At 36.4% G+C, this 21,413-nt stretch carries 27 protein-coding genes and 2 pseudogenes; 23 read left to right on the plus strand and 6 right to left on the minus strand.

The genetic code is table 11. From position 1 onward, the window contains the following. Positions 1–285: 285 nt before the first annotated feature. From E3C75_RS02545 to rpsI, 9 genes are all read left to right on the plus strand, one after another. A complete protein-coding gene (locus E3C75_RS02545) occupies positions 286–474 on the plus strand; it encodes a hypothetical protein (RefSeq protein ID WP_011225306.1) in 189 nt (62 codons plus the stop codon). Positions 475–544: 70 nt separating this feature from the next. After that, the gene (locus tag E3C75_RS02550; RefSeq protein WP_011680622.1) at positions 545–787 is read left to right on the plus strand and encodes a hypothetical protein; all 243 of its coding nucleotides are present in this window, start codon (positions 545–547) and stop codon (positions 785–787) included. Positions 788–834: 47 nt separating this feature from the next. Continuing rightward, positions 835–1,578 (plus strand): 23S rRNA (guanosine(2251)-2'-O)-methyltransferase RlmB, encoded by a 744-nt coding sequence (gene rlmB, locus E3C75_RS02555; protein WP_111679095.1) that lies wholly within the window; start codon positions 835–837, stop codon positions 1,576–1,578. Positions 1,579–1,580: 2 nt separating this feature from the next. Then, entirely contained in the window at positions 1,581–2,096 is a 516-nt protein-coding gene (locus E3C75_RS02560) for an NYN domain-containing protein (RefSeq protein WP_111679097.1), read from the plus strand. A gap of 8 nt (positions 2,097–2,104) precedes the next feature. Then, on the plus strand, positions 2,105–2,965 hold the full coding sequence (locus E3C75_RS02565; RefSeq protein ID WP_111679099.1) for a DegV family protein: 861 nt from the start codon (positions 2,105–2,107) through the stop codon (positions 2,963–2,965). 300 nt (positions 2,966–3,265) lie between these two features. Then, a complete protein-coding gene (locus tag E3C75_RS02570) occupies positions 3,266–3,769 on the plus strand; it encodes a hypothetical protein (protein ID WP_064356112.1) in 504 nt (167 codons plus the stop codon). Positions 3,770–3,903: 134 nt separating this feature from the next. Then, positions 3,904–4,860 (plus strand): ketopantoate reductase family protein, encoded by a 957-nt coding sequence (locus tag E3C75_RS02575; protein ID WP_111679101.1) that lies wholly within the window; start codon positions 3,904–3,906, stop codon positions 4,858–4,860. A 206-nt stretch (positions 4,861–5,066) separates the two neighbouring features. Beyond that, complete coding sequence (gene rplM / locus E3C75_RS02580) at positions 5,067–5,513, plus strand: 50S ribosomal protein L13 (RefSeq protein WP_002886374.1); 447 nt, start codon at positions 5,067–5,069, stop codon at positions 5,511–5,513. Positions 5,514–5,540: 27 nt separating this feature from the next. Then, positions 5,541–5,933 carry a 30S ribosomal protein S9 gene (rpsI, locus tag E3C75_RS02585; protein ID WP_111679103.1) on the plus strand — a complete coding sequence of 131 codons (393 nt, stop codon included), beginning with the start codon at positions 5,541–5,543 and terminating at the stop codon, positions 5,931–5,933. 109 nt (positions 5,934–6,042) lie between these two features. Here rpsI and E3C75_RS02590 read toward each other — a convergent pair whose 3' ends face one another. The 5 genes from E3C75_RS02590 to E3C75_RS02610 all read right to left on the minus strand — a co-directional run bounded on the left by E3C75_RS02590 (position 6,043) and on the right by E3C75_RS02610 (position 9,830). Beyond that, complete coding sequence (locus E3C75_RS02590; protein ID WP_111679105.1) at positions 6,043–7,260, minus strand: site-specific integrase; 1,218 nt, start codon at positions 7,258–7,260, stop codon at positions 6,043–6,045. Positions 7,261–7,330: 70 nt separating this feature from the next. Then, the gene (locus tag E3C75_RS02595; protein ID WP_061599972.1) at positions 7,331–7,591 is read right to left on the minus strand and encodes a helix-turn-helix domain-containing protein; all 261 of its coding nucleotides are present in this window, start codon (positions 7,589–7,591) and stop codon (positions 7,331–7,333) included. A 60-nt stretch (positions 7,592–7,651) separates the two neighbouring features. Next, positions 7,652–8,680 carry a replication initiation factor domain-containing protein gene (locus tag E3C75_RS02600; protein WP_046165023.1) on the minus strand — a complete coding sequence of 343 codons (1,029 nt, stop codon included), beginning with the start codon at positions 8,678–8,680 and terminating at the stop codon, positions 7,652–7,654. A 2-nt stretch (positions 8,681–8,682) separates the two neighbouring features. After that, positions 8,683–9,105 carry a hypothetical protein gene (locus tag E3C75_RS02605; protein ID WP_045768735.1) on the minus strand — a complete coding sequence of 141 codons (423 nt, stop codon included), beginning with the start codon at positions 9,103–9,105 and terminating at the stop codon, positions 8,683–8,685. Positions 9,106–9,386: 281 nt separating this feature from the next. Beyond that, complete coding sequence (locus tag E3C75_RS02610) at positions 9,387–9,830, minus strand: hypothetical protein (protein ID WP_046165025.1); 444 nt, start codon at positions 9,828–9,830, stop codon at positions 9,387–9,389. Positions 9,831–9,983: 153 nt separating this feature from the next. Between E3C75_RS02610 and E3C75_RS02615 the strand changes: the two genes are divergently transcribed. The 8 genes and pseudogenes from E3C75_RS02615 (at position 9,984) to E3C75_RS02650 (ending at position 15,020) form a co-directional block, all read left to right on the plus strand. Further along, complete coding sequence (locus E3C75_RS02615) at positions 9,984–10,556, plus strand: helix-turn-helix transcriptional regulator (RefSeq protein ID WP_008808384.1); 573 nt, start codon at positions 9,984–9,986, stop codon at positions 10,554–10,556. Positions 10,557–10,672: 116 nt separating this feature from the next. Beyond that, positions 10,673–11,532: pseudogene (locus tag E3C75_RS02620) on the plus strand (helix-turn-helix domain-containing protein). Positions 11,533–11,976: 444 nt separating this feature from the next. After that, a complete protein-coding gene (locus E3C75_RS02625) occupies positions 11,977–12,255 on the plus strand; it encodes a class IIc cyclic bacteriocin (RefSeq protein WP_106100268.1) in 279 nt (92 codons plus the stop codon). 87 nt (positions 12,256–12,342) lie between these two features. Beyond that, a complete protein-coding gene (locus E3C75_RS02630) occupies positions 12,343–12,810 on the plus strand; it encodes a stage II sporulation protein M (RefSeq protein WP_111679107.1) in 468 nt (155 codons plus the stop codon). An 11-nt stretch (positions 12,811–12,821) separates the two neighbouring features. After that, positions 12,822–13,334 (plus strand): hypothetical protein, encoded by a 513-nt coding sequence (locus tag E3C75_RS02635; RefSeq protein WP_111679109.1) that lies wholly within the window; start codon positions 12,822–12,824, stop codon positions 13,332–13,334. A 13-nt stretch (positions 13,335–13,347) separates the two neighbouring features. After that, positions 13,348–14,205: an ABC transporter ATP-binding protein gene (locus E3C75_RS02640; RefSeq protein WP_001093359.1), complete on the plus strand. Its 858-nt coding sequence runs from the start codon at positions 13,348–13,350 to the stop codon at positions 14,203–14,205. Beyond that, positions 14,186–14,839 carry an ABC-2 transporter permease gene (locus E3C75_RS02645; protein WP_000677415.1) on the plus strand — a complete coding sequence of 218 codons (654 nt, stop codon included), beginning with the start codon at positions 14,186–14,188 and terminating at the stop codon, positions 14,837–14,839. The genes E3C75_RS02640 and E3C75_RS02645 overlap by 20 nt, the downstream gene beginning before the upstream one ends. A 13-nt stretch (positions 14,840–14,852) precedes the next feature. Beyond that, the gene (locus E3C75_RS02650; protein WP_020992799.1) at positions 14,853–15,020 is read left to right on the plus strand and encodes a hypothetical protein; all 168 of its coding nucleotides are present in this window, start codon (positions 14,853–14,855) and stop codon (positions 15,018–15,020) included. A 465-nt stretch (positions 15,021–15,485) separates the two neighbouring features. Here E3C75_RS02650 and E3C75_RS02655 read toward each other — a convergent pair. Continuing rightward, positions 15,486–15,668 (minus strand): annotated as a pseudogene (locus tag E3C75_RS02655) (site-specific integrase); the annotation flags it as partial. 216 nt (positions 15,669–15,884) lie between these two features. Here E3C75_RS02655 and E3C75_RS02660 point away from each other — a divergent pair. The 6 genes from E3C75_RS02660 (at position 15,885) to E3C75_RS02685 (ending at position 21,232) form a co-directional block, all read left to right on the plus strand. Beyond that, the gene (locus E3C75_RS02660) at positions 15,885–17,102 is read left to right on the plus strand and encodes a CapA family protein (RefSeq protein WP_111679111.1); all 1,218 of its coding nucleotides are present in this window, start codon (positions 15,885–15,887) and stop codon (positions 17,100–17,102) included. A gap of 321 nt (positions 17,103–17,423) precedes the next feature. After that, positions 17,424–17,690 (plus strand): ACT domain-containing protein, encoded by a 267-nt coding sequence (locus tag E3C75_RS02665; protein ID WP_111679113.1) that lies wholly within the window; start codon positions 17,424–17,426, stop codon positions 17,688–17,690. Between the two features lie 17 nt (positions 17,691–17,707). After that, positions 17,708–19,045, plus strand: coding sequence for a PFL family protein (locus E3C75_RS02670; RefSeq protein WP_111679115.1), 1,338 nt, complete (start codon positions 17,708–17,710; stop codon positions 19,043–19,045). 116 nt (positions 19,046–19,161) lie between these two features. Further along, positions 19,162–19,860 carry a histidine phosphatase family protein gene (locus E3C75_RS02675; protein WP_084825726.1) on the plus strand — a complete coding sequence of 233 codons (699 nt, stop codon included), beginning with the start codon at positions 19,162–19,164 and terminating at the stop codon, positions 19,858–19,860. Then, on the plus strand, positions 19,854–20,651 hold the full coding sequence (locus E3C75_RS02680; protein WP_111679117.1) for a M15 family metallopeptidase: 798 nt from the start codon (positions 19,854–19,856) through the stop codon (positions 20,649–20,651). Before E3C75_RS02675 ends, E3C75_RS02680 begins: the two co-directional genes overlap by 7 nt. Beyond that, entirely contained in the window at positions 20,648–21,232 is a 585-nt protein-coding gene (locus tag E3C75_RS02685) for a glycoside hydrolase family 73 protein (RefSeq protein WP_100284997.1), read from the plus strand. The genes E3C75_RS02680 and E3C75_RS02685 overlap by 4 nt, the downstream gene beginning before the upstream one ends. Positions 21,233–21,413: the final 181 nt, after the last annotated feature.

Below are 21,413 nucleotides of genomic sequence, written 5' to 3' on the forward strand. Positions count from 1 at the left end.
GAAAGTTAAAGAAGTCTATAATGTTAGTAAATGAGTCTATATCAAAAATGAGGAGGTGAATGAATAGCTAAGGAAAAAGTTTTCTATACAACTTTTGTTGTTTTGATTTTGTCTAGTTTTATGTTGCAAACAGGTAAAGCAGACGAAGTTCAGGTGAAATCTGATGAAGCTAAAATAGATTATGTTAATAGTGAGGCATCAGCTCCGTAAGTTGATTTTTCTTCAGTTGAAGCCCAGGCAGAACCACCCAGTCAAGTAAGCTCAGTGGTAACCTCAACGTCACTGATGGTTTTCTCTTCAAGTGAGACAGATGAGGCGCTTCTTGAGGTGCATTCTCAAGTTGATATTGTAGAAACGAGTGTTTCTATGGCTAAACCTCATTCAGAAGAGGCTCGTGTCCAGGCTCTTGGTGAGGACCGATCAGTAGCTGGATCTGAGCGAAGAGATTCAAGCCCAATATCTGAAGTGGCTTAAGAAACTGATAGCTCTCTTGTATAGACAACTGCAGAAATAAGTCAGTTGGATAAAAGTATAGATTGAGAATTTGATCTATTCGTCAGAAGTAACCTTTACAGACGAACTTATCTCAGAGATTTCCGGAAACAGTTCAACAAGTGCAGGCTCAATTGACATCTTACAAGCAGCAGGTAAAACCGTTACCCAGGCTGCGAGAAAGATTGCGGAATCAATTGCAGATCTAGATACAATTGGTAAGCAGACTTTGGCTGCTGCAAGGGTTGTTTTATTTCTTCTAGTGCTTTACCTAGCGGAAATTACATTTATTTAATACGCTTTGCCCTCGTAAGAGTGCTTTTTTTATGATAGAATGGGCATATGAAAACAACTAAAGAATCAATCCTAGACATTGTTTATGGTGTGCATGCTGTAACGGAGAGTCTAGAAGCTAATACTGGAAACAAACTCTATATTCAAGACGATCTTCGAGGGAAAAATGTGGATGCTATTAAGGCCTTGGCAGCTGAAAAGAAGGTTTCCATCTCTTGGACACCAAAGAAAACCTTGTCTGATATGACAGGTGGGGCTGTTCATCAAGGTTTCGTCCTTCGTGTGTCAGAGTTCGCTTACTCTGATCTCTCAGTTATTATGGATAAGGCTGAGCAAGCGGAGAACCCTCTGATTCTCATTTTAGATGGACTTAATGATCCTCATAACTTTGGTTCTATCCTACGAACGGCTGATGCTACTCAGGTGACAGGAGTTATTATTCCCAAGCATCGTGCTGTAGGGGTAACACCTGTCGTTGCCAAGACATCAACAGGGGCGGTGGAGCATATTCCGATTGCAAGAGTGACTAATCTTAGCCAAACCCTTGATAAGCTAAAAGAAGCAGGTTTTTGGGTATTTGGTACAGATATGGATGGTACAGCATCTCATAAATGGAACACAGATGGCAAGCTTGCTCTTATCATTGGTAATGAAGGTAAGGGGATCTCTGCTAACATCAAGAAACAAGTTGATGAGATGATTACTATTCCTATGGGTGGCCATGTGCAGAGCCTAAATGCCAGTGTGGCAGCTGCGGTTCTTATGTATGAAGTTTATCGAAACCGATTGTAACTATGAAAAAAAGAATACTTCTGGTTGATGGTTATAATATGATTGCCTTTTGGAAAGAAACCCGTCAACTCTTTAAGACCAATCAGCTTGACGAAGCTCGTGAAACACTGCTTCGTAAGCTTAATCATTATGCCAACTTTGAGCATATTGATATCATCTGTGTGTTTGATGCCCAGTTTGTTCCAGGGAATCGTCAGCGCTATGATCAGTACCGTGTCAGTGTTATTTTTACTGAGAAAGACGAGACAGCTGATAGCTATATTGAGCGCTCAGCAGCCGAGATGAATACTATTCAAAATCTAGTTGAAGTAGCAACTAGCGACTTAAATGAACAGTGGGGCATCTTTTCTCAAGGAGCTTTACGTGTTTCAGCACGTGAGTTGGAGGAGCGTGTTAATACCGTTAAGTCGGATTTAGACAAGATGTCAGCACATATTGACTTAACAACCCCCAAGTTACGTCCATGGGACGAAACACAATTAGGAAAATTACAGAACCTTTTAAATGAAATAAAATAGAGGGATATATGACATTTAAAATTTTGACAGATTCAACAGCAGATCTAGATGAAAAATGGGCTCAGGAGAATGATGTTGAACTTATTGGTCTAACCATTACGCTCGATGATATTACTTATGAGACCGTTGGCCCCAATCGATTAACGAGTGACCGTCTGTTGGAAGCTATGCAAGAAGGAGGTCAACCGACCACAAGTCAGGTGAATGTTGGTCAATTTGAAGAGGTTTTTCGTCGTCACGCTCAAAATGGTGATGATCTCCTTTATCTGGCCTTCTCATCAGTGCTTTCAGGTACTTATCAAAGTGCCGTTATGGCGCGTGACATGATTTTGGATGAGCATCCAGAAGCTGTCATTGAGATTGTAGATACCCTGGCGGCAGCAGGTGGAGAAGGTTATCTCTCTATCTTGGCGGCAGAAGCTCGTGACCAAGGTAAGAGTTTAGCCAAAACGAAAGCCATGATTGAGGACATTCTGCCACGTTTACGAACTTATTTCTTAGTTGATGATCTATATCATCTTATGCGTGGGGGCCGTCTTTCTAAGAGCTCAGCAATTATTGGTAGTTTGATTAATATCAAGCCCCTTCTTTGGCTAGACGATTCGGGTAAGTTGGTTCCTTTGGCTAAAATCCGTGGACGTAAAAAAGCCATTAAAGAAATGGTGTTATATGCTACTCAGGATATTGGACATAGCACAGCGATTGTCGCTTATGCTAATGATTTAGAAGCTGCTGAGAATCTAAAAGAACAATTGTTAACAGTTAACGGCATTGAGCAAGTTCTTATTATGCCACTAGGTCCAGTTATTTCTACCCACTTCGGACCAGGGACATTAGCCGTCTTTACGATTGGTGAGAAAGCTAGATAAAGTTAAAGTAAAAAGAGTAGTAAAATGCTGCTCTTTTATTGTAAAATGGGACTGTCAGGTGAATTTGACACGATGTAAAGGCACCTTAGCTAATATGTCAAGGATATTGGATAGTGTTTCAAAACGAAAAAGGAGATAATGTACTCGTTACGTCAGTAGCGAAAGGAGAGTTTTATAATGAATATCAACGAATTAAGAAAAAAGAATAATCTTAGTCAAGATGGGTTTGCTAATTTATTCCATGTATCTAGACAAACGGTTTCTAGTTGAGAAAATGGGAAAAGTTATCCCGATGTTGAAATGCTCATTAAAATTAGTCAACACTTTGGAATCTCAGTTGATGACTTAGTCAAAAATGAAATGCAATTGACGACTAACAACAAATCCAAGACGAACTCTCGCTTATGGTTGATTGCTCTACCAATTTTTGTCCTCATTTGTGTAATAGCCGTTGGTATTTGGAATAAACACAATAGCCAATCAGTTAATTTTTCCATGAAAGATGATAAAACTTATAAAAGTAATGATGCGGCACAAACCTCTCTGACAGTGGCTAAAGGATATTTTACAGTTACAAAAGCTGGTAAATTAGAGGTCAAGGTTAATGCGACGACAGATAATGGCAACCTTCACCTAACTATCGTAGACAATAATCATCATCACTATTATCAAATAGATGGTGATGACTTAAAAGATTCACAAAAGCTCTATTTTAAAAGTGGAGACTATTGTATTCGCATTACAGCCGATGCTTATACAGAAAAAGTTGTTAGTTTGGATTACAATATTAAAGTTAATAGTTAGTGATTTGTTTGAAAAAGCACATGAAATCTTTTATTGCTTTATTTATAGCTAGAAATAAGAAAATTCTATACCTGATTTCCTCCATATTCGACTGATGAAGTGATATAATTTTTAAAATCAAAGGAGGAAAAGATATGGCTTTGACTTATGCTGTACTTGGAAGTGGTGCAATGGGACTACGTTTTGGGCTGCTATTAAAAGAACATCTCGGTGCTAAAGTGGATTTTATTGATACGTGGGAAGAGCAAATCGACACGGTTAGAAAACAAGGTGGTGTTTATCAATCACGTGATGGTAAAAATCGTCATCTGATTCCAATTAGCATTCAGACACCAGAAGAATACCAAGGTAAACCAGATGTTTTTATCATTTTTGATAAACAAATGCATTTGTCACAGTTGCTCGAACGAAGTAAGCACTTCTTCCACGAAAATCAATATTGTTTCACAGGAATGAATGGCATGGGACATATCGAGAAAATCAATCGCTATTTTGCGCCTGAAAAAGTTTTAGCAGGAACTTGTCTGATTGGAACGGTCTTGAAAGACGCAGGAAATGTTGATTTTATTGGAAAAGCAGGTGCTGGTTCTATTAATATTGCCGCTCAATCAGGGACGGTCGATGATGTTCAAAAGCAGATAATAACTGAATTTGAAGCCTCAAACCTTAATTCAAATCTGACGGATAATTTTTTAGGAACACTTTACACAAAAGTTGTGTTCAATTCGGTCATCAATACCATTTGCACCCTTTTTGAAATTCGTATGGGACAATTCATTGATTATGAAGGTGCCGAAAAACTAGGACGTCAATTAATTGATGAAGCTTATAACGTTGCCGAATTAGCGGGCATTACTCCTCTGAATAGTCGTGATGAAGAATGGGAGACCATTCGGTATGTTAGCGCGGAAACAAGCCCTCTGCATTATCCGTCAATGTACCAAGATATGAACAAAGGACGTCAGACAGAAGTTGATTATATCAATGGTTATATCTATGATTTAGGCTGGACTTATGATTACCAAGCAAAAACGCATGACTTTTTACGCCACTTAGTTCACTTAGCAGAAAATACCCGTAAATTCCGCTAAGCGTTTTCTATGAAAAAGAAGAAAAAATCGCTAAAAAACTTAGAAAAGATGGTAGGTAAGTGTTGCCTTGGACTTATTTTTTTGATATTATGGTAAACGGTATTGTTTACCCCATTTGAAAGGCCCCGGAACCTTCCAAATACTTTTCGATGGGAAGGAACACCCATCACTCGTAAACAAAAATCGAACTATATATAGGAGAAATCATGAACAAAACAACATTTATGGCTAAACCAGGCCAAGTTGAACGTAAATGGTATGTCGTTGACGCAACTGATGTGCCACTTGGACGTCTCTCTGCAGTAGTTGCTAGCGTACTTCGCGGAAAAAACAAACCAACTTTCACACCACACACTGATACAGGTGATTTCGTAATCGTTATCAATGCTGAAAAAGTTAAATTGACTGGTAAAAAAGCAACTGATAAGATCTACTACACTCACTCAATGTACCCAGGTGGTTTGAAACAAATCTCAGCAGGTGAACTTCGTTCTAAAAACGCTGTTCGTTTGATCGAAAAATCAGTTAAAGGTATGCTTCCACACAATACTCTTGGACGCGCACAAGGTATGAAATTGAAAGTCTTCGTTGGCGGTGAGCACACTCACGCTGCACAACAACCAGAAGTACTTGATATCTCAGGACTTATCTAATTCTAAGAGGAAAGGAGCACTAATATAATGGCACAAGCACAATATGCAGGTACAGGACGCCGTAAAAACGCTGTTGCACGCGTACGTTTGGTTCCAGGTACTGGTAAAATCACTGTTAACAAAAAAGATCTAGAAGAATACATCCCACACGCAGACCTTCGTCTCGTTATCAACCAACCTTTCACAGTTACTTCAACTGAAGGTTCATACGACGTACACGTTAACGTTGTAGGTGGTGGATACGCTGGTCAATCAGGTGCGATCCGTCACGGTATCGCTCGTGCACTTCTTCAAGTAGACCCAGACTTCCGCGATTCATTGAAACGCGCTGGACTTCTTACTCGTGATGCACGTATGGTTGAACGTAAGAAACCAGGTCTTAAGAAAGCTCGTAAAGCATCACAATTCTCAAAACGTTAATCAACACGATTATATCAACGTTTCAAGCACTTCATGGTTCACACCATGGAGTGTTTTTTGATGTCTTTTAAGTAAAATTCACACCACTTTTCACACCAAATTCACACCATTACTTTTTTAAGTTACGATAAGCAATCTCTCCAACAGCCATTGGAACGACATTTGAAGTATTGACATAGGTCTTAGTTGTAAAAGTGTCGCTATGCGTTAGAGCCTCTGAAATGGCTTCTAGTGATGTGCCAGATTGTTTGGCAAGAGTTGCCCCCGTATGACGTAATTTATGAGGTGTAGCGTGTATTAGTTCCTTATGACGGCGTTCGACTGACTTCATCTTATTATTAAGATAATCAGCATGTAAGGGACTATTAACGTTTCCTTTTGTGTCAATATAAGTAAAGACATACTGTTCATCAGATTGAATAATATTGAACTTTGCTAATTCCAATTTTTGCTGCTTTTTCCAAGCATGGAGTAAATCAGCTAGCTCAATGGGAATATGGAAAGTCGTCTTTTTATTACCCTTAGTTGATTTTAGATTTTTATACTTATCCAAGGCTTTCACTAACTGAATTTCTTGTTTCTTGATGTTAATGTGCTTCCATTGTAAGGCATAGCTTTCAGATTTTCTATCTCCTAAGAAAAAAGTTGTATAGAATAACACATAATCTTTGAACAGGAGTTTGTCATTTTCTAAATCTTCTTCAAAAGCTGTAAACCAAGCTTGTAGTTCTGATTGTGACAGATACAAATCTTCATCATTTTTAGCCTCTTGTAGTTTGATTTTTTTAGTCGCTTTAATACGGCTAATGGTTTTAGAGAGACGATTAGTTTCGATATATTCTAATTCCTCAGCCCAATCAAAAATAGAGTTAACATAACTTCTGATGACCTTGAAGTTGGCATATTCTTCTGCTTTTTGTGACAATAGGTTCAAAACAACTTGTTTATTTTGATTGAGAAAATCAATAGAATAATTTCCAAGCAAGGGTAGGATATGCTTTCTAAAGACAATTTCTGTACCGTCAATAGTAGCTTGTGAAGGTGGTTTTGTAGTAGATGTTGTTTGACCTGCTTTATAGGATTCCCACCAAACATTGTGATAAAAATCGGAAAAGAGGATTGAACCATTTGTTTCCAATGAGGTTGCATCTCCGCTTAAAATTTTATCAATCCTGTTTTGTAATTCAAGTTCGTATTTTTTAGCTTCACTCCTTAATTTGAAACGTTTTTCAATTACTTTCTTATCAATTCCCAATGATGATTTAACTTCTTCTGGGACATAGATACGTAAGCGATAAGTTCCATTTTTAGTTTTTGTAATTGACATAGTATTCTCCTTTTTTGAATTGAGCTAGAAAAATACCGTGGCTTAATTATATCAAACCACGGTTATAATGCTACTGATTTTGTAACCAGTGATTGAGTTCAATTCTATCAAAGCGGACAGTTTTTCCAACTCGAATAACTGGTAACCCCTTTTTTATCCAAGAATCAAGCGTATTATTGGCAATTCCTAGATACTTACAAGCTTGTTGCTTGTTCAAGAATGGACTTTCAATGTTGTTACTATCCAATTTATTTTTTATTTCATTTTCTATAAGCCGGCTAATTAACAGTTGTAGCTGATGAATTTGTTCGTCTGGTAAAATCACTTGCATAGTCTTTTTTTGTCCTTTCATGATATAATATTTGTAGTTATTATTTCTAAGGCGATTTGTTTACGGCAAGTCGTCTTTTTGTATGCCCCAAGTGTTGGAACTTTGGTGTTCACGGACATATTGGTCAATCTCCTTTTCATCGCTGTTGGTAAATTTCGATAATCCCAGTTTTAAGAGGTCTTGGAGAAATTGGTCTGCTCCTTCAAGAGTTGTTGCCTCATATTTAGCCACATAGAGTTTGGCTAAGGTCTTTGAGACTTGTTTTTCCGCCCATCGTTCTGACTGTCTAAGCGTTGGCTTGGTACGTTCAGTGCTTAACCGTGTTTTGATTTCCGTCTGGAGGTAATCCAGCCACCATTTGACGGGTTGGCGTCTGCGCTTATTTGTGTCCCTGCCATTTGGTCTGACAAAACGGTAGTGTCCGTTGATTGCCTCAAAGTAAATGGCTGTCAGAGGTCTTTTAAGGTGTATTTGGTGAGCAATGATATTGGCTTTTCCTTGCCAACAACGGAGTTCTGCTCTGACCCAAGCGTTTGTCTCATCAACGATTTTACCTTTACCTTTTTGTTCCATGAGTTTGTTATAGACACACCATTGTTGGCTCCCTCGTGCCCCTATGGTGACGGTCTCACCAACCCGTTCGCCTGTTTCAAGGATTGACCGCTCGTGATAGTCCATATATTGTGCTCTTGTAATACACAAGCCTCGTTTACAGTAGGCGTAGAGGGTTTGAACGGATAAAGCCTTATCGTAGATGTCATTGGCAATATCTATTCGGGTAAAGTTGACCTGATAGCGGTAAAGGCGTGTGACCAGAGCTACCCAGTTGTTAGCGTTACCCACCATAAATTCCTCATATTGGCGACAGCCTCGTCCTTTGAGTTCCAGATAGACCCCCATCTTATCTAAGACTTGGTTAAAGTAAACTTTGATGTCTGAACAGGCATAGTGGCTTTGATACTTGTTTATTCCCCAAGCATTAAGGGCAAACTGGTCTTGGGGTATAAGGAGTATCTCTTCTAACACCTCCTCTGGTGGAACATCTTTAATGGTCACAGCGAAGTAGTCAATCCTCACGCTGTTATCCATGCTTAGTCACCAGTCATTTTAAGGTCGTTTGCCACTAGTTTTACTCCAGACCAGTTACTACGAGTCATGTTCCACATGAGACGGACTTGAGGATTGACGAGTTCAACGGTCTTATCAAGTAAACCGTCATTTTCTGCCAATTTCGTGATTTTGTCGAGGTTGTCATGAATTTCAAGCGTAATCGCTTTGAGTTCTTCAATGGCAATGTTCATTTCTTTTAACACTTTGATTTTATCCGCATCTTGAACGCTACAAACTAGTTTGGATGGTTCGTCTGTTCGGACTTGTTCGCCATTTACCTCTTGATACTTATAACTCATACGAGCAGAAAGCACTACCACTTTTTTAGGTAGCATGAATTGACTTTTATCAAGGTTCAATTCGCCAAGTTTAAGTGTTGTGTCAGTTAGTGTTAAGTTTGTCATAGTATTCTCCTTTGTGTTTTTTAAAGTAGTTATCTTTTCTAAACGTACGCAGAATTAGCTTTGAACCATACTCCCCCAAGGAATTTCAGCGCAAACTTCAACTGATTGGCTTTAACCCCAGACGTATCAAGGGTTTAGCCCTACTTTCGTGTACGTTCGTACCCCCTATTAGTATCGGGGCACTAATTTTTGGGGAAGATTGCCCGTCCAAGCACGGGCACGCCATTATGGGCTACCGTGTTTCTACACACTCGCCCATGGCGTTGTGCTTCTAGCCGTGCTCACTTCCCAAATAATTTTTTCCTCTTCGATTTCTCTAAAACTTCAATCTGTTTTCTTAACTGCTCTATACGAATAGCTAATACCTGTTCCTGTTGTGTTAAGTCTGTTACTTTTTGACTTAACCCTTTTAATTGAACAGTTAAACGATTGACTTTTTGGTTAATAGATAAGGGAGAGGCTCTACTCGGTGCATAGGCTTTTAAGATTGCTTTATCAAGCCCAAGGTTTCCTTTGGTATCTGCAATTTGTTGGAGTTTTTCAATATCATCATCTGTAAAGAGATAGATTTTACTGTAAGAACGTTTACCAGTTCGGACTCGACTTTCTTCAAAGGTAGTCCCTGTGAGTTGTTCAATCTTTAAACGCCATTTTTTTAGTGTAGAGATAGAGTTCAATCCCTTAACAAGTTCAATTATTTGGGCATAACCATAAAACTGTGTCATTTTTGTCTCCTCTCATTTACTTTTATGGTAAAATATTATATAATCAAGAGGTAAATAATTATTTTACCTTGAATTATCTTTATTATACAAAACAAAATTTTACCTGTCAACCCAAAAAGTAAAAATATATTTTACCTAGAAAGTGAGATACTAATGGCTCCTTTATATAATTATACGACTGTTCTACGAGCTGGAGAATTAGATATTAAGTCAGCTCGCTTAAAAGCAGGAATGACTCAAAAAGAATTGGCTAAGATTATTGGTGTCACAAAACAAACGATTATTAACTACGAAAAAGGCACTACCGACCCAAGCTGGGAACGCCTTGAAGATATAGCTAAAGCTTTAAAAGTTGATGTGGATGCGCTTTTTCCTTACAATGAGTTTGGAGAGATGAAAGGGGATGTGAAATGGGCAGACCATTTGGAGCGCTTAGCTAATGATTGGCATTATGCTCGTATGGCAGAAGAAGAGTTACTGTTAGAAAATCTTTTTGAGTATGCTCAATTTCAACGAGAAGTGGAACAGAAAACTTATACAAAAGAACAACTGAATCAAGAGTTAGGACTTGAAAATAATAACATGTCTGACGAAGATAAAATAGAACTCATTCAACTTAAGTATGAAAAGGATATTCAAAGGAAAACGGAAAATTTAATTTCTTTGTATAAGGAACAATCGGATAAAGAAATTGATGTAATTCGATTTGAGCATACAAATTTATAAAGTAATTAATTTTGTAAAACATGAAATTACTTGAAAGAGTTAAGTGAAGCCTGATATACATGAGAATTTAAGTTTTTAGTTTTATATCAATAGCTAAAAAATAGGGAGACATGCAGATGAATACAAATGAATCAATGGATTTAGGAGAGCTTTTTCGTGAGTTACGTATTGCACGAGGCTTAAAATTGAAAGATGTTGCAAGTGATAAATTGTCTGTCTCACAATTATCTAAATTTGAGAATGGTCAGACGATGCTTTCGTCTGATAAGCTATTAGTAGCTATATCGGGTATTCATATGAACTTTTCAGAGTTTGGATATGCACTGAATAATTATCAAGAGCCTGAATTTTTTAAATTAGGAAAAAAATAGCAGCGCTTCACTCGAAACAAGATATTGATGGTTTAAAAAAGCTATTGGTAACTTATAAGGGATACGAAAGTTTTGATGTTTATAATCGTTTAAACCTATTAGTTATTAAAGTAGCTATCCATTCCCTCGATAACAGCTCTCTAATAACTGATGAAGATAAAGAATTTTTAACTAATTATTTATATGAGATTGAAGCATGGACAGAATATGAACTGTATATATTTGGTAATACAATGTCCATATTGTCAGATAGCGATTTAATTTTTTTAGGTAAAGCGTTTGAAGAACGTAGTAAATTATATTCCTCACTTACAAGTCATAAAAAAAGTGCTGAAATAGCCTTTTTGAATCTAATTTTAATTTTAATTGCGCGGAAAGAGATTTACTATGTGAGGTATTTCATGTCTAAATTAGAAGAAATATTGAATTACCAAGATATGTTTGCTATTACTTGTTTGCATGTTTTAAAACAAGTATCAGACTATCTCAATGGTGATGTAAAGAGCATTGAAAAAATAGATAATGATATAAACATGATTGAAAAGCTAGGTAATCCCATTGCTGCCTCTTTTTTAAGAATAAATCTACAACAATTTTTACATTGATAAAAAAGCTACTAGATTTAAATCTAGCAACTTTTTAACATTTTAGCTCATAATAGCTTATAAAATTGGTAGTAGGAAAAATGGTAGGACAAGAGCGAGAGAAATAATTCTTTTTAAAATTGTTTTTAACATAAGGTAGAACCTCCTTTTACTATTATTATAAATCGAAATAAGTAATAAGGTGTATTTTTTCAAATATGAAAATAATAGTAAATTAAAGTTCTTATTTGAAATTATCTAGGTTATATATAAAAGAGTGCTAGAATAATAGTGTAATCGGTTACACCAATTATCCTTTATCGAAATTAATACTAGTAAAATATTTTTCTAAAGGATAATAATACTAAAAGAAAAGAGATGGTTATTATGGGAGTCCAAAACAAAAAGATGAATTTGTGAATGTACTAATACTGCTTTATATTGCACTGGGAAAGGTGGTTTATTATGAGAAACAATGTATCACTAAACTTCAATCTTAATAAAATTGAAAAAACTTTTCTATTTAGTTTGCTCGTTTCTGTAGGTATGCTTATTGCGGTAGGAAATATCTACTGGATTTGTGGAAAATTTGGTATTCGGTTGGCTCCAGGATGGTACCAAGATATTGTAGACTTTGTATCTGCTGGCGGTTCAATTGTTGATGCCTTTGCAATTATTGCTGGGATTACACTTCCAGCATGGGTTGCACCAGTTTTAGCTGGTTTTGGTGTCGTAAGTGCTTAAATACTGTTGGAGGATTGAGGGAGATAAATTCTTCCTCAATTTTTCAAAATTCAAGTAAGTAATAATTAGATTACTAAGGGAGAAAGGATGAGAGGGAAAAAATATTTAATTTTGACCTATTTATTAACCGCTCTTATAGTATTTTATTTTTCCACTTCTTCTGAAAAGCAAGTAATTTCAAACTATAATGTAGCTTTTGGCTTTGAAGATTTTATCCAAATACTTTTAAAAAATTCAATTGCTAGTATTTGGTTATTATTAGCATATATCTTTGGTGAATCAATTATCTATATTTTCTTTATCATTAATGGAGTAGTCTTGGGACTTTTGTTGTCTTCCTTTTCGTCAATAACATATTTATTGCTAGTTTTACCACATGGAATGATTGAAATAGGCTCTTATGTATATTTATCAGATACTATAATGAATATGAGGAATCAGAACCAAGATAAGAAAAAAGTGACTAAACGTTTTATAGTCTCTTTCCTATTGTTAGCTTTAGCGGCAGGGGTTGAAACCTTTATAACCCCTTTCATGATTAATTTCATTAGTTAAGGAGAAATAAAATGGATAAAAAGCATAAATTACCCATTGTATTTACAATTTCATTATTTATCTTTATCCTTAGAAGTATTTTTATTTCTGAAAAAACCTTTCAAATAAAATACAATATACACTTTAACTTATTCAATACACTATTATTTATAATGATTTCACTAGTAATTACAGCTGGTGTATTAATTTTAAATACCAATATAACCTATTTTATAATTAAGAAGATAATAATAAGATTTTCTGACATAAACATAGATAACTATGATTTTAAAAATACATTGTATTTTATTTATCTATTATCTTATTCAATAACAGGTGCTATCTCTGTGATAACAAGTCTATTTATCACAATAACAAATTTATTTACTTTACTAATGAGTTTAGGTAATTATGTTTTAGTAGCTTTATTATTATTTATTGAATTAAAAAAGGCCAATGTATCTAAAAAAGTTAATACTCTATTGACGTTGGTAATTCTAATTGGAAATAGCTTAACGGTTGTGTATATGCTATTGCAATCTTAGCGAGGTGTAAAAAATGAATACAAAACCAGTATTAGAAGTGCTAAACTTAAGCAAGCGGTATACAGATTTTCAACTACAAATCAATAATTTAAAAATCCAAGAAGGAAGTATTGTTGGATTGATTGGTGAAAATGGTTCAGGAAAATCAACTTTTCTGAATTTGTTGTTAAATCAAATAAAAAGTGACTCATGTAATATGAAAATTTTAGGTTTGGATTCTGATAAAGATGAATATCAAATAAAACTTAACCTAGGAGTGATTTTAGAACAAAATTATTTTCCAAATTCGTTTTCAATTCAACAAATTGAAAAAATGCTAAAAATGATTTATCCAAGTTGGGATAAAGAACTTTATTACAGCTTAATTGATAAATTTGCCTTACCTATTAACAAAGCTATTGGAGATTTTTCAAGGGGAATGGTTGTAAAACTAAACTTTGCTGCCACATTATCCCATCATCCTAAACTTTTGATTGCTGACGAAGCAACAAGCGGGCTTGACCCTATTGTAAGAAAAGAGATTTTAACTATACTAAAAAAATATGTAGATAATAATAGAATGACTGTACTATTGTCTTCGCATATTTTAAGTGATTTGGAACAAGTCGCTGATTATTTTATTTTTATTGAAAATGGGAAAATTCTACTAAAGGGCGAGAGGAGTGAGTTACTTAACCATTACGCTATTAAAACCGAAATAGCACATTTGCCATTGAAAAACATCAAATATAAGTTGTCTCAAGATAACATTATTCAATATTTAGTTGACGTATCACAAAATGAAGTTGATAGTGAAGACTATGCTACATTAGAAGAAATATTATTATTTCTAGCAAAGGGAGTGAGGATAGATGAAGGGACTACTCTATAAAGATTTTCAACTTATTTTGAATAAAGTAAGTGTGACGAATAGATTGTTAATTGTCTGTGCGTTATTGTTAATAACAATTTTTGGTAGAGAGTCTGGAGCAATTTTTTTATCAATAATGGGACCAATTGGCTTGGCATCTATACCAACCAGTCTATTAGTTTCTGACTATGAAAGTGGTTGGAACAGGTTTGTTGGTGTTTTCCCAATTTCCAAAAAAACGATAGTTCTAGCTAGGTACATTTTTTGTATCTCTCTAATAATATTTGTTAGTTTTATAACTCTGATTTTGAGTCTTATAACCGCTCTAATTTTTCAACAATTCAGTATACAAATACATATATTCATATCAATAGCTGGCTTATTGATTGGCATTATGTATGTAGTATTCTTACTTCCGTCGGTTTATGCCTTTGGTACATTTGGAAGCACAGTCGTAAATATACTGGTTTTGGTATTCATTATGGGAGCAGTTTACATTTTGCAGAAAACAGCTTTTGGTCTAGTATTTATTTCTTGGATTAGCAATACTAATGCTATTCTACTAATAATTGCAAGCTGTATCTTAATTATGACAATAACGGTTGTTTCTATGATAATATCAACCAAAATATACTCTAGTACATTTAATAGATAGGAGTTTAATTGTTATGAGTAAAAAAATATATCATCAAGTAGCTGTTGCTTTAGCAATAATTTCAATTATATTGGCAGTTGGATTGCTAATTTGGGGAGAAAGAGGTACAATCTTTTTTGCAATTATCCCTCTTTTAATTGCAGGATTGGTAGAACGAATGGGAAAGCAAGGGGAGGAATAGGAATAGATTTCCATCATAGTTAGTTTTTAGAATAATAGAAAAGACGCTTGTTTTATACTCAAGTGTCTTTCTCATTTGTTTTCTATACGAAAAAATAAAGGGAGTATTCTACAAAAAAACATAATAAAAATTAGATTATTCAATGGTGTGAATTTTAGATATTAGTTAGCTCAATTCAATGATTTTTAGGTTAAAATTCACACCATTCAAGTACAATTACTTGAAATTAGATAAAATAATTTATATTGCAAACTCGTGAAAACGCTGATTTTAAAGGCTTTTGAATTTTATCAAAACATATTTTTTTCAAACCAGGTCTTAAGAAAGCTCGTAAAGCTTCACAATTCTCAAAACGTTAATCAATACGATTATATCAATGTTTCAAAGCACTCAAGAGTTTACCTCATGGGTGCTTTTTTTATATTTTTTGAAAAAGTTCACCTCAAAGTTTACCTTATTTTCACCTTATTGTTTTAGAGACAATAAGGCAAATTCACCGACTGCCATAGGGACTACATTAGAAGTATTGACATGAATCTGTGTTGTACCTGCGTCGCTATGTGTTAGAGCTTCTGAAATTATTTCTAGCGAAACTCCAGCTTGTTTTGCGAGTATGTCCCCGGTATGTCTAAGTTTGTGTGGAGAAGCTGTTTACTCAAAGTCTAATGACTAAGATAATATCAATATTTTAAAATATTTGGCCATGGGTTTAGTTCTACTCTTTGAAGTTAATCAATCAAATCTGAGAATAACTTCTGTTTTTACAATTATCAAGGAAGTGAGATGTAACCGTTTATTAATCTTTTTTATCATCTATGGATAACATTTTTTTGTTACACTAGGAGTATGAAAAAGGAGATTATGATGAAACAGAGCCAAGATAAAAAGCACGACAATGCGATGACTAATAAGATTTTGATGAGGTTGATTGCTCTTGTCTTAGGTTTGCTTTTTCCTGAAATTTTGATTATTCATAGTAAAAATGAGCAGCAAAAGAGTGTTTCAAATCAAGTACAGACAGCACGTATCATGGCTAATGGGGACTTACTTTATCATGACGGTCTCTATATGAGTGCCTTGCAGGCAGATGGGAGTTATGATTTTACTGAAAATTTTACATATGTGAAGCCATGGTTAAATCAGGCTGATTTGGTCTTGGGTGATTTTGAGGGAACTATCAATCCTGATTATCCTTTGTCAGGCTACCCTCTGTTTAATGCTCCTCAATCAGTGACGGCAGCTATTAGTGATGCCGGCTATGATGTTATGGATTTGGCCCATAATCATATTTTGGACTCTGGTTTAGAGGGAGCTTTTACAACAGCCGATGCATTTAAAGAAGTGGGCATTGACCCTGTTGGTGTTTATGAAAATCCTGTGCGTGATAAGGCGCCTCTGTTTATCAAGAATGTTAATGGCATCAAGGTGGCAATACTTTCTTATGCCTATGGTTTCAATGGCTTGGAGTCAAATCTGACCGAAAAAGAGATTGCGAATCATTTGTCGAATCTTGATGAAAAACGGATGAAAGTAGAGATTGAGCGTGCTGAAAAAGAGGCTGACGTTACGGTTATCATGCCACAGATGGGCGTGGAATATCGTTTGGAACCGACAGATGAACAGGTAAAGCTTTACCATAAGATGATTGATTGGGGTGCTGATATTATCTTTGGGGGCCACCCTCATGTGGTTGAGCCGTCTGAAGTGGTTAAAAAGGATGGACAGCAAAAACTCATTATTTACTCAATGGGGAATTTCATCTCTAACCAGCGCATAGAGACTATGGATGGTGTGGATAGTGCAGCATGGACAGAGAGGGGTGTCTTAATGGATGTCACTCTTGAGAAAAAGGATGGTCAAACCACGATTAAGACAGCTCAAGCGCATCCAACCTGGGTTAACCGCACACCTAAGGGAACAATTTCGCCAGAGGGATATCCTTTATATACTTATCAAACCTATATTTTAGAGGATTTCATTAAAGATGGAAAATACAGAAATAAACTAGATGAAGAAACTAAAGAGCGTATAGATTCTGCCTATAAAGAAATGAATGCTCATGTTAATCTAAAGTGGAAATAAAGCTAAGATATCGCTAAAATTTGGCGATATTTTTCTTTATCGACAAGTTACCAACATACTTTATCCACAGGTGTGGATAAGTATGTTATAAGTGTTAAATCTTGATTTTTCAAGGTTTTATTAGACTTGTATTGTTTTACTTGTTAACAAGTTTATCCACAAGTTGTTGGATTGATAGAGACTAAATTTTATCAACGATACTGGTTAAATGTCGTAGAAACATTCGTTTTTTTCAATAAAAAAGGCTTAATTTCTATAAAAAATAGCATTTTTAATCAAAACATGCTAAAATTATACAAAATAAAATGATGGAGGCTTCTCATGAAAACGATTATTACAGTTGTAGGTAAGGATAAAGCGGGTATTGTTGCAGGTGTTGCGACTAAGGTCGCAGAGCTTGGTTTGAATATTGATGATATCACTCAAACAATCCTTGATGAATTCTTTACCATGATGGCGGTTGTATCATCGGAAGATAAGAAAGATTTTACACACCTACGTGCTGAATTAGAAGCTTTTGGTGAATCATTAAACGTCAAAATCAATATCCAAAGCTCAGCGATTTTTGATGCTATGCACAACTTATAAAATAGGGGTAGTTGAAAATGGATATTAAACAGGTTACAGAAACCATTGCTATGATTGAGGAGCAGAACTTTGATGTTCGTACTATCACCATGGGAATTTCACTCCTAGACTGTATCGATTCAGATATTGATAAAGCAGCAGAAAAGGTATACAACAAGATTGTTTCTAAGGCTAAGAACTTGGTAGCTGTTGGTGACGAAATTGCGGCTGAACTTGGTGTTCCGATTGTTAATAAACGTGTTTCTGTTACTCCGATTTCAATTATCGGTGCGGCGACAGATGCGACAGATTATGTACCGTTTGCTAAGGCACTAGACCGTGCAGCTAAGGAAATTGGCATTAACTTTATTGGTGGTTTCTCTGCATTAGTTCAAAAGGGCTACCAAAAAGGTGATGAGATTCTTATTGATTCTATCCCACGTGCGCTTGCTGAGACTGATTTTGTCTGCTCATCTGTTAATATTGGTTCAACAAAAACTGGTATTAACATGACAGCGGTACGTGATATGGGACGTATCATTAAAGAGGCTTCTGAGGCAGATCCAATGGGTCCAGGTAAATTGGTTGTCTTTGCTAATGCGGTTGAAGATAATCCATTTATGGCAGGTGCCTTCCACGGTGTTGGTGAGGCTGACGTTGTAATCAATGTTGGGGTTTCAGGTCCTGGTGTTGTGCAACGTGCTGTTGAGAAGGTTCCAGGTGAAAGTTTTGATGTTTTAGCTGAAACAGTTAAGAAAACTGCCTTTAAAATCACACGTGTAGGGCAGTTGGTTGGTCAAATGGCTAGCGAACGTCTAGGTGTCGAGTTTGGTATTGTAGACTTGTCTCTTGCACCAACTCCAGCAGTAGGTGATTCGGTAGCTCGTGTACTTGAAGCCATGGGGCTTGAAGTTGTTGGTACGCATGGTACTACTGCGGCTCTAGCTCTTCTTAATGACCAGGTTAAAAAAGGTGGTATCATGGCATGTAACCAGGTCGGCGGTTTGTCAGGTGCCTTTATCCCTGTTTCTGAAGATGAAGGAATGATTGCAGCAGTTCAATCTGGGCATATCAACCTTGAAAAATTAGAAGCCATGACGGCTATCTGTTCTGTTGGTCTAGACATGATTGCCGTTCCAGCTGATACGCCAGATACAACAATTGCGGCCATGATTGCCGATGAAGCGGCTATTGGTGTCATTAATCAGAAAACAACAGCTGTTCGTATTATTCCTTATGGTAAGGAAGGGGACATGTTGGAACTTGGAGGTCTTCTTGGTTATGCACCAGTAATGAAGGTAAACAAAGCTTCATCGGCTGACTTCATTGCGCGTGGTGGCCAAATCCCAGCCCCTGTTCACAGCTTTAAAAACTAAACGGATGATAAGTGCTTTACCGGATTGGTAAGGCATTTTCTGATGATTTCGCTAGCTAGATAGTCAGGTGGATTTGTGCTATAATGAGTTCAAAATGACGGAAAGAAGGAGGAGTCATGAGTAAGGTTAAGTTATATATCGCGAGACACGGCAAGACTATGTTTAACACTATTGGTCGTGTCCAAGGTTGGTCTGATAGCCCTTTGACCCCGTTCGGTGAAGAAGGAATTCGTGAGCTGGGAGTAGGTCTGAAAGCGGCAGGTATCCCGTTCAAATCTGCTTATTCTAGTGATTCAGGTCGAGCTATTCAGACCATGGACATCATTTTACGTGAGATGGGTTTGGAAACTATTCCTTATAAACGTGACAAACGTATTCGTGAGTGGTGTTTTGGTAGTTTTGAGGGTGGCTATGATGGCGAGCTTTTTTATGGTGTGTTGCCGAGAACAGCTGCTTTTCAAGGTAAGAATATACATGATGTAACTTATCCTGAGCTTGCCCAGAGTATCCTTGATGTAGATACGGCTGGTTGGGCAGAATCTTGGGAAGTTCTCAGAAAACGTATTATAGAAGGTTTTACAGCTATTGCAGAGGATCTTGAAAGATCCGGTGGTGGTGATGCTTTCGTCGTTAGTCACAGTATGACCATTGCAACTTTTGCTTGGTTAATGGATCCTTCTGTCGAGCATCCTCCATTGGACAACGGTTCGGTTACTGTCGTTGCTTATGAAAATGGTAAATTCACATTGGAAACACTTGGTGATATGACTTATCGTCAGGTTGGACGAGAGATAATAGAAAAAAGACAATGGTAAAAGATAGCTATCCAAGTCGCCGTCAGGCGAAAAAACAAACCAATTGGTATTTGGTTATCAGTGGCGTCTTGACTGTAATTCTTTTAGTTACAGCAGGACTTTATTCAGTATTTGGTGTCAGTCGTACGGTCCAACAAACCAATGGATCGTCAGTAACAAAAAATAGTAAGGAAGTTACCGATTCGACTCAAAGCAAGGATACAAAAGGACTACCTGATGTATCGCCTAAAGACTGGAAATTGCTTTTGGTAAATCGAGATAATAAGTCTAAAGAGCTTAATCCTGAGCTTGCTAACGTAGATGGTGTTTCTGTAGATGCGAGAATTGCGAAAAATGTTGAAGAATTTTTAGCAGCAGCTCAAGAAATTAATCCAAGCTATCATTTGATTTCGGGTTATCGTAGTGTTGCTTATCAGACAGAACTTTATAACAGTTATGTTCGGCAGGAAATGGCTGATGATCCGACTTTGACAGAGTCCCAGGCTGAGAAGAAGGTTCAGACTTATTCACAACCACCAGGTGCTAGTGAGCATCAGACAGGTCTTGCGATTGACATGAGTACTGTAGACAGCTTAGATGAAGCAGATCCAGCTACTGTGGCTAAGGTCAAAAAAATAGCGCCAAAGTATGGCTTTGTTCTTCGTTTCCCAGATGGTAAGACATCGTCAACAGGTGTGGGGTATGAAGATTGGCATTTCCGCTACGTTGGTAAAGAATCAGCAGAGTACATGACTGCACATAATCTTACTTTGGAAGAATATCTGGTACTATTAAAGGAGAAAGCTAAGTGAGACGACGTTTTAAACTAAAAGCCTTTATAATCTTAGTTGCTGTTTTCGCTTTAGGGATTCTCTTACCGCTGATTCGTCATGCATCTACAGCTGATAATGCTCGTACGGTAAAGGTTGCCTATACGCAGAAAGGGTTTATTGAAAACTTAGCGCCAACAGCACAAAAAATGTCTAAAAACTATGGTGTCCCTGCGTCGATTCTCCTTAGCCAAGCCGCATATGAGTCGAACTATGGTTGTAGTCTCTTATCTGTTAAATACCATAATATCTACAGTCTCCCTGCTCGGCCAGGACAAGAACATATCTATCTAAAGGATAATGTTTATAGTAAAGGCAAATGGCAATATCAAAAAGTAGATTTTGCAGTTTTTAGAGACTGGTCAAGTTCTATGTCATCTTATCTAGAAGAACTGCACCAAGGTAGATGGGGAGAATCAACCTATAAAGAGGTGGCAGGAACTACGAGTTATAAAGTTGCGGCAGAAAAGCTACAAGCTGCAGGTTTTAATAGTGATCCTGATTACGCTAAACATCTTATTTCTATTATTGAGACCTATAATTTGGTAAAATATGATCGCTGAGATTAGAACACCCCTAAGGGTGTTTTTAATGTTTCTAGGTCTCTAGATGTATTTTTAGCACTCTTTCAAAAAGAGTGCTAATTTTTTTGTTTTTTGGGTTGACATGTTTAAGTTTAGGTGTATAATAGAATCATAAGTTAGCAGTCGTTATATGAGAGTGCTAATAAATAGAAATGAGGTG

The sequence above is a fragment of the Streptococcus thermophilus genome (genome assembly GCF_010120595.1).
GTDB lineage: Bacteria > Bacillota > Bacilli > Lactobacillales > Streptococcaceae > Streptococcus > Streptococcus thermophilus.

Coding starts and splice junctions, on each gene's coding strand:
- E3C75_RS02545 (WP_011225306.1), top strand. CDS start 286: ATGGTTTTCTCTTCAAGTGAGACAGATGAGGCGCTTCTTGAGGTGCAT.
- rlmB (WP_111679095.1), top strand. CDS start 835: ATGAAAACAACTAAAGAATCAATCCTAGACATTGTTTATGGTGTGCAT.
- E3C75_RS02560 (WP_111679097.1), top strand. CDS start 1,581: ATGAAAAAAAGAATACTTCTGGTTGATGGTTATAATATGATTGCCTTT.
- E3C75_RS02565 (WP_111679099.1), top strand. CDS start 2,105: ATGACATTTAAAATTTTGACAGATTCAACAGCAGATCTAGATGAAAAA.
- E3C75_RS02570 (WP_064356112.1), top strand. CDS start 3,266: ATGCTCATTAAAATTAGTCAACACTTTGGAATCTCAGTTGATGACTTA.
- E3C75_RS02575 (WP_111679101.1), top strand. CDS start 3,904: ATGGCTTTGACTTATGCTGTACTTGGAAGTGGTGCAATGGGACTACGT.
- rplM (WP_002886374.1), top strand. CDS start 5,067: ATGAACAAAACAACATTTATGGCTAAACCAGGCCAAGTTGAACGTAAA.
- rpsI (WP_111679103.1), top strand. CDS start 5,541: ATGGCACAAGCACAATATGCAGGTACAGGACGCCGTAAAAACGCTGTT.
- E3C75_RS02590 (WP_111679105.1), bottom strand. CDS start 7,260: ATGTCAATTACAAAAACTAAAAATGGAACTTATCGCTTACGTATCTAT.
- E3C75_RS02595 (WP_061599972.1), bottom strand. CDS start 7,591: ATGCAAGTGATTTTACCAGACGAACAAATTCATCAGCTACAACTGTTA.
- E3C75_RS02600 (WP_046165023.1), bottom strand. CDS start 8,680: ATGGATAACAGCGTGAGGATTGACTACTTCGCTGTGACCATTAAAGAT.
- E3C75_RS02605 (WP_045768735.1), bottom strand. CDS start 9,105: ATGACAAACTTAACACTAACTGACACAACACTTAAACTTGGCGAATTG.
- E3C75_RS02610 (WP_046165025.1), bottom strand. CDS start 9,830: ATGACACAGTTTTATGGTTATGCCCAAATAATTGAACTTGTTAAGGGA.
- E3C75_RS02615 (WP_008808384.1), top strand. CDS start 9,984: ATGGCTCCTTTATATAATTATACGACTGTTCTACGAGCTGGAGAATTA.
- E3C75_RS02625 (WP_106100268.1), top strand. CDS start 11,977: ATGAGAAACAATGTATCACTAAACTTCAATCTTAATAAAATTGAAAAA.
- E3C75_RS02630 (WP_111679107.1), top strand. CDS start 12,343: ATGAGAGGGAAAAAATATTTAATTTTGACCTATTTATTAACCGCTCTT.
- E3C75_RS02635 (WP_111679109.1), top strand. CDS start 12,822: ATGGATAAAAAGCATAAATTACCCATTGTATTTACAATTTCATTATTT.
- E3C75_RS02640 (WP_001093359.1), top strand. CDS start 13,348: ATGAATACAAAACCAGTATTAGAAGTGCTAAACTTAAGCAAGCGGTAT.
- E3C75_RS02645 (WP_000677415.1), top strand. CDS start 14,186: ATGAAGGGACTACTCTATAAAGATTTTCAACTTATTTTGAATAAAGTA.
- E3C75_RS02650 (WP_020992799.1), top strand. CDS start 14,853: ATGAGTAAAAAAATATATCATCAAGTAGCTGTTGCTTTAGCAATAATT.
- E3C75_RS02660 (WP_111679111.1), top strand. CDS start 15,885: ATGAAACAGAGCCAAGATAAAAAGCACGACAATGCGATGACTAATAAG.
- E3C75_RS02665 (WP_111679113.1), top strand. CDS start 17,424: ATGAAAACGATTATTACAGTTGTAGGTAAGGATAAAGCGGGTATTGTT.
- E3C75_RS02670 (WP_111679115.1), top strand. CDS start 17,708: ATGGATATTAAACAGGTTACAGAAACCATTGCTATGATTGAGGAGCAG.
- E3C75_RS02675 (WP_084825726.1), top strand. CDS start 19,162: ATGAGTAAGGTTAAGTTATATATCGCGAGACACGGCAAGACTATGTTT.
- E3C75_RS02680 (WP_111679117.1), top strand. CDS start 19,854: ATGGTAAAAGATAGCTATCCAAGTCGCCGTCAGGCGAAAAAACAAACC.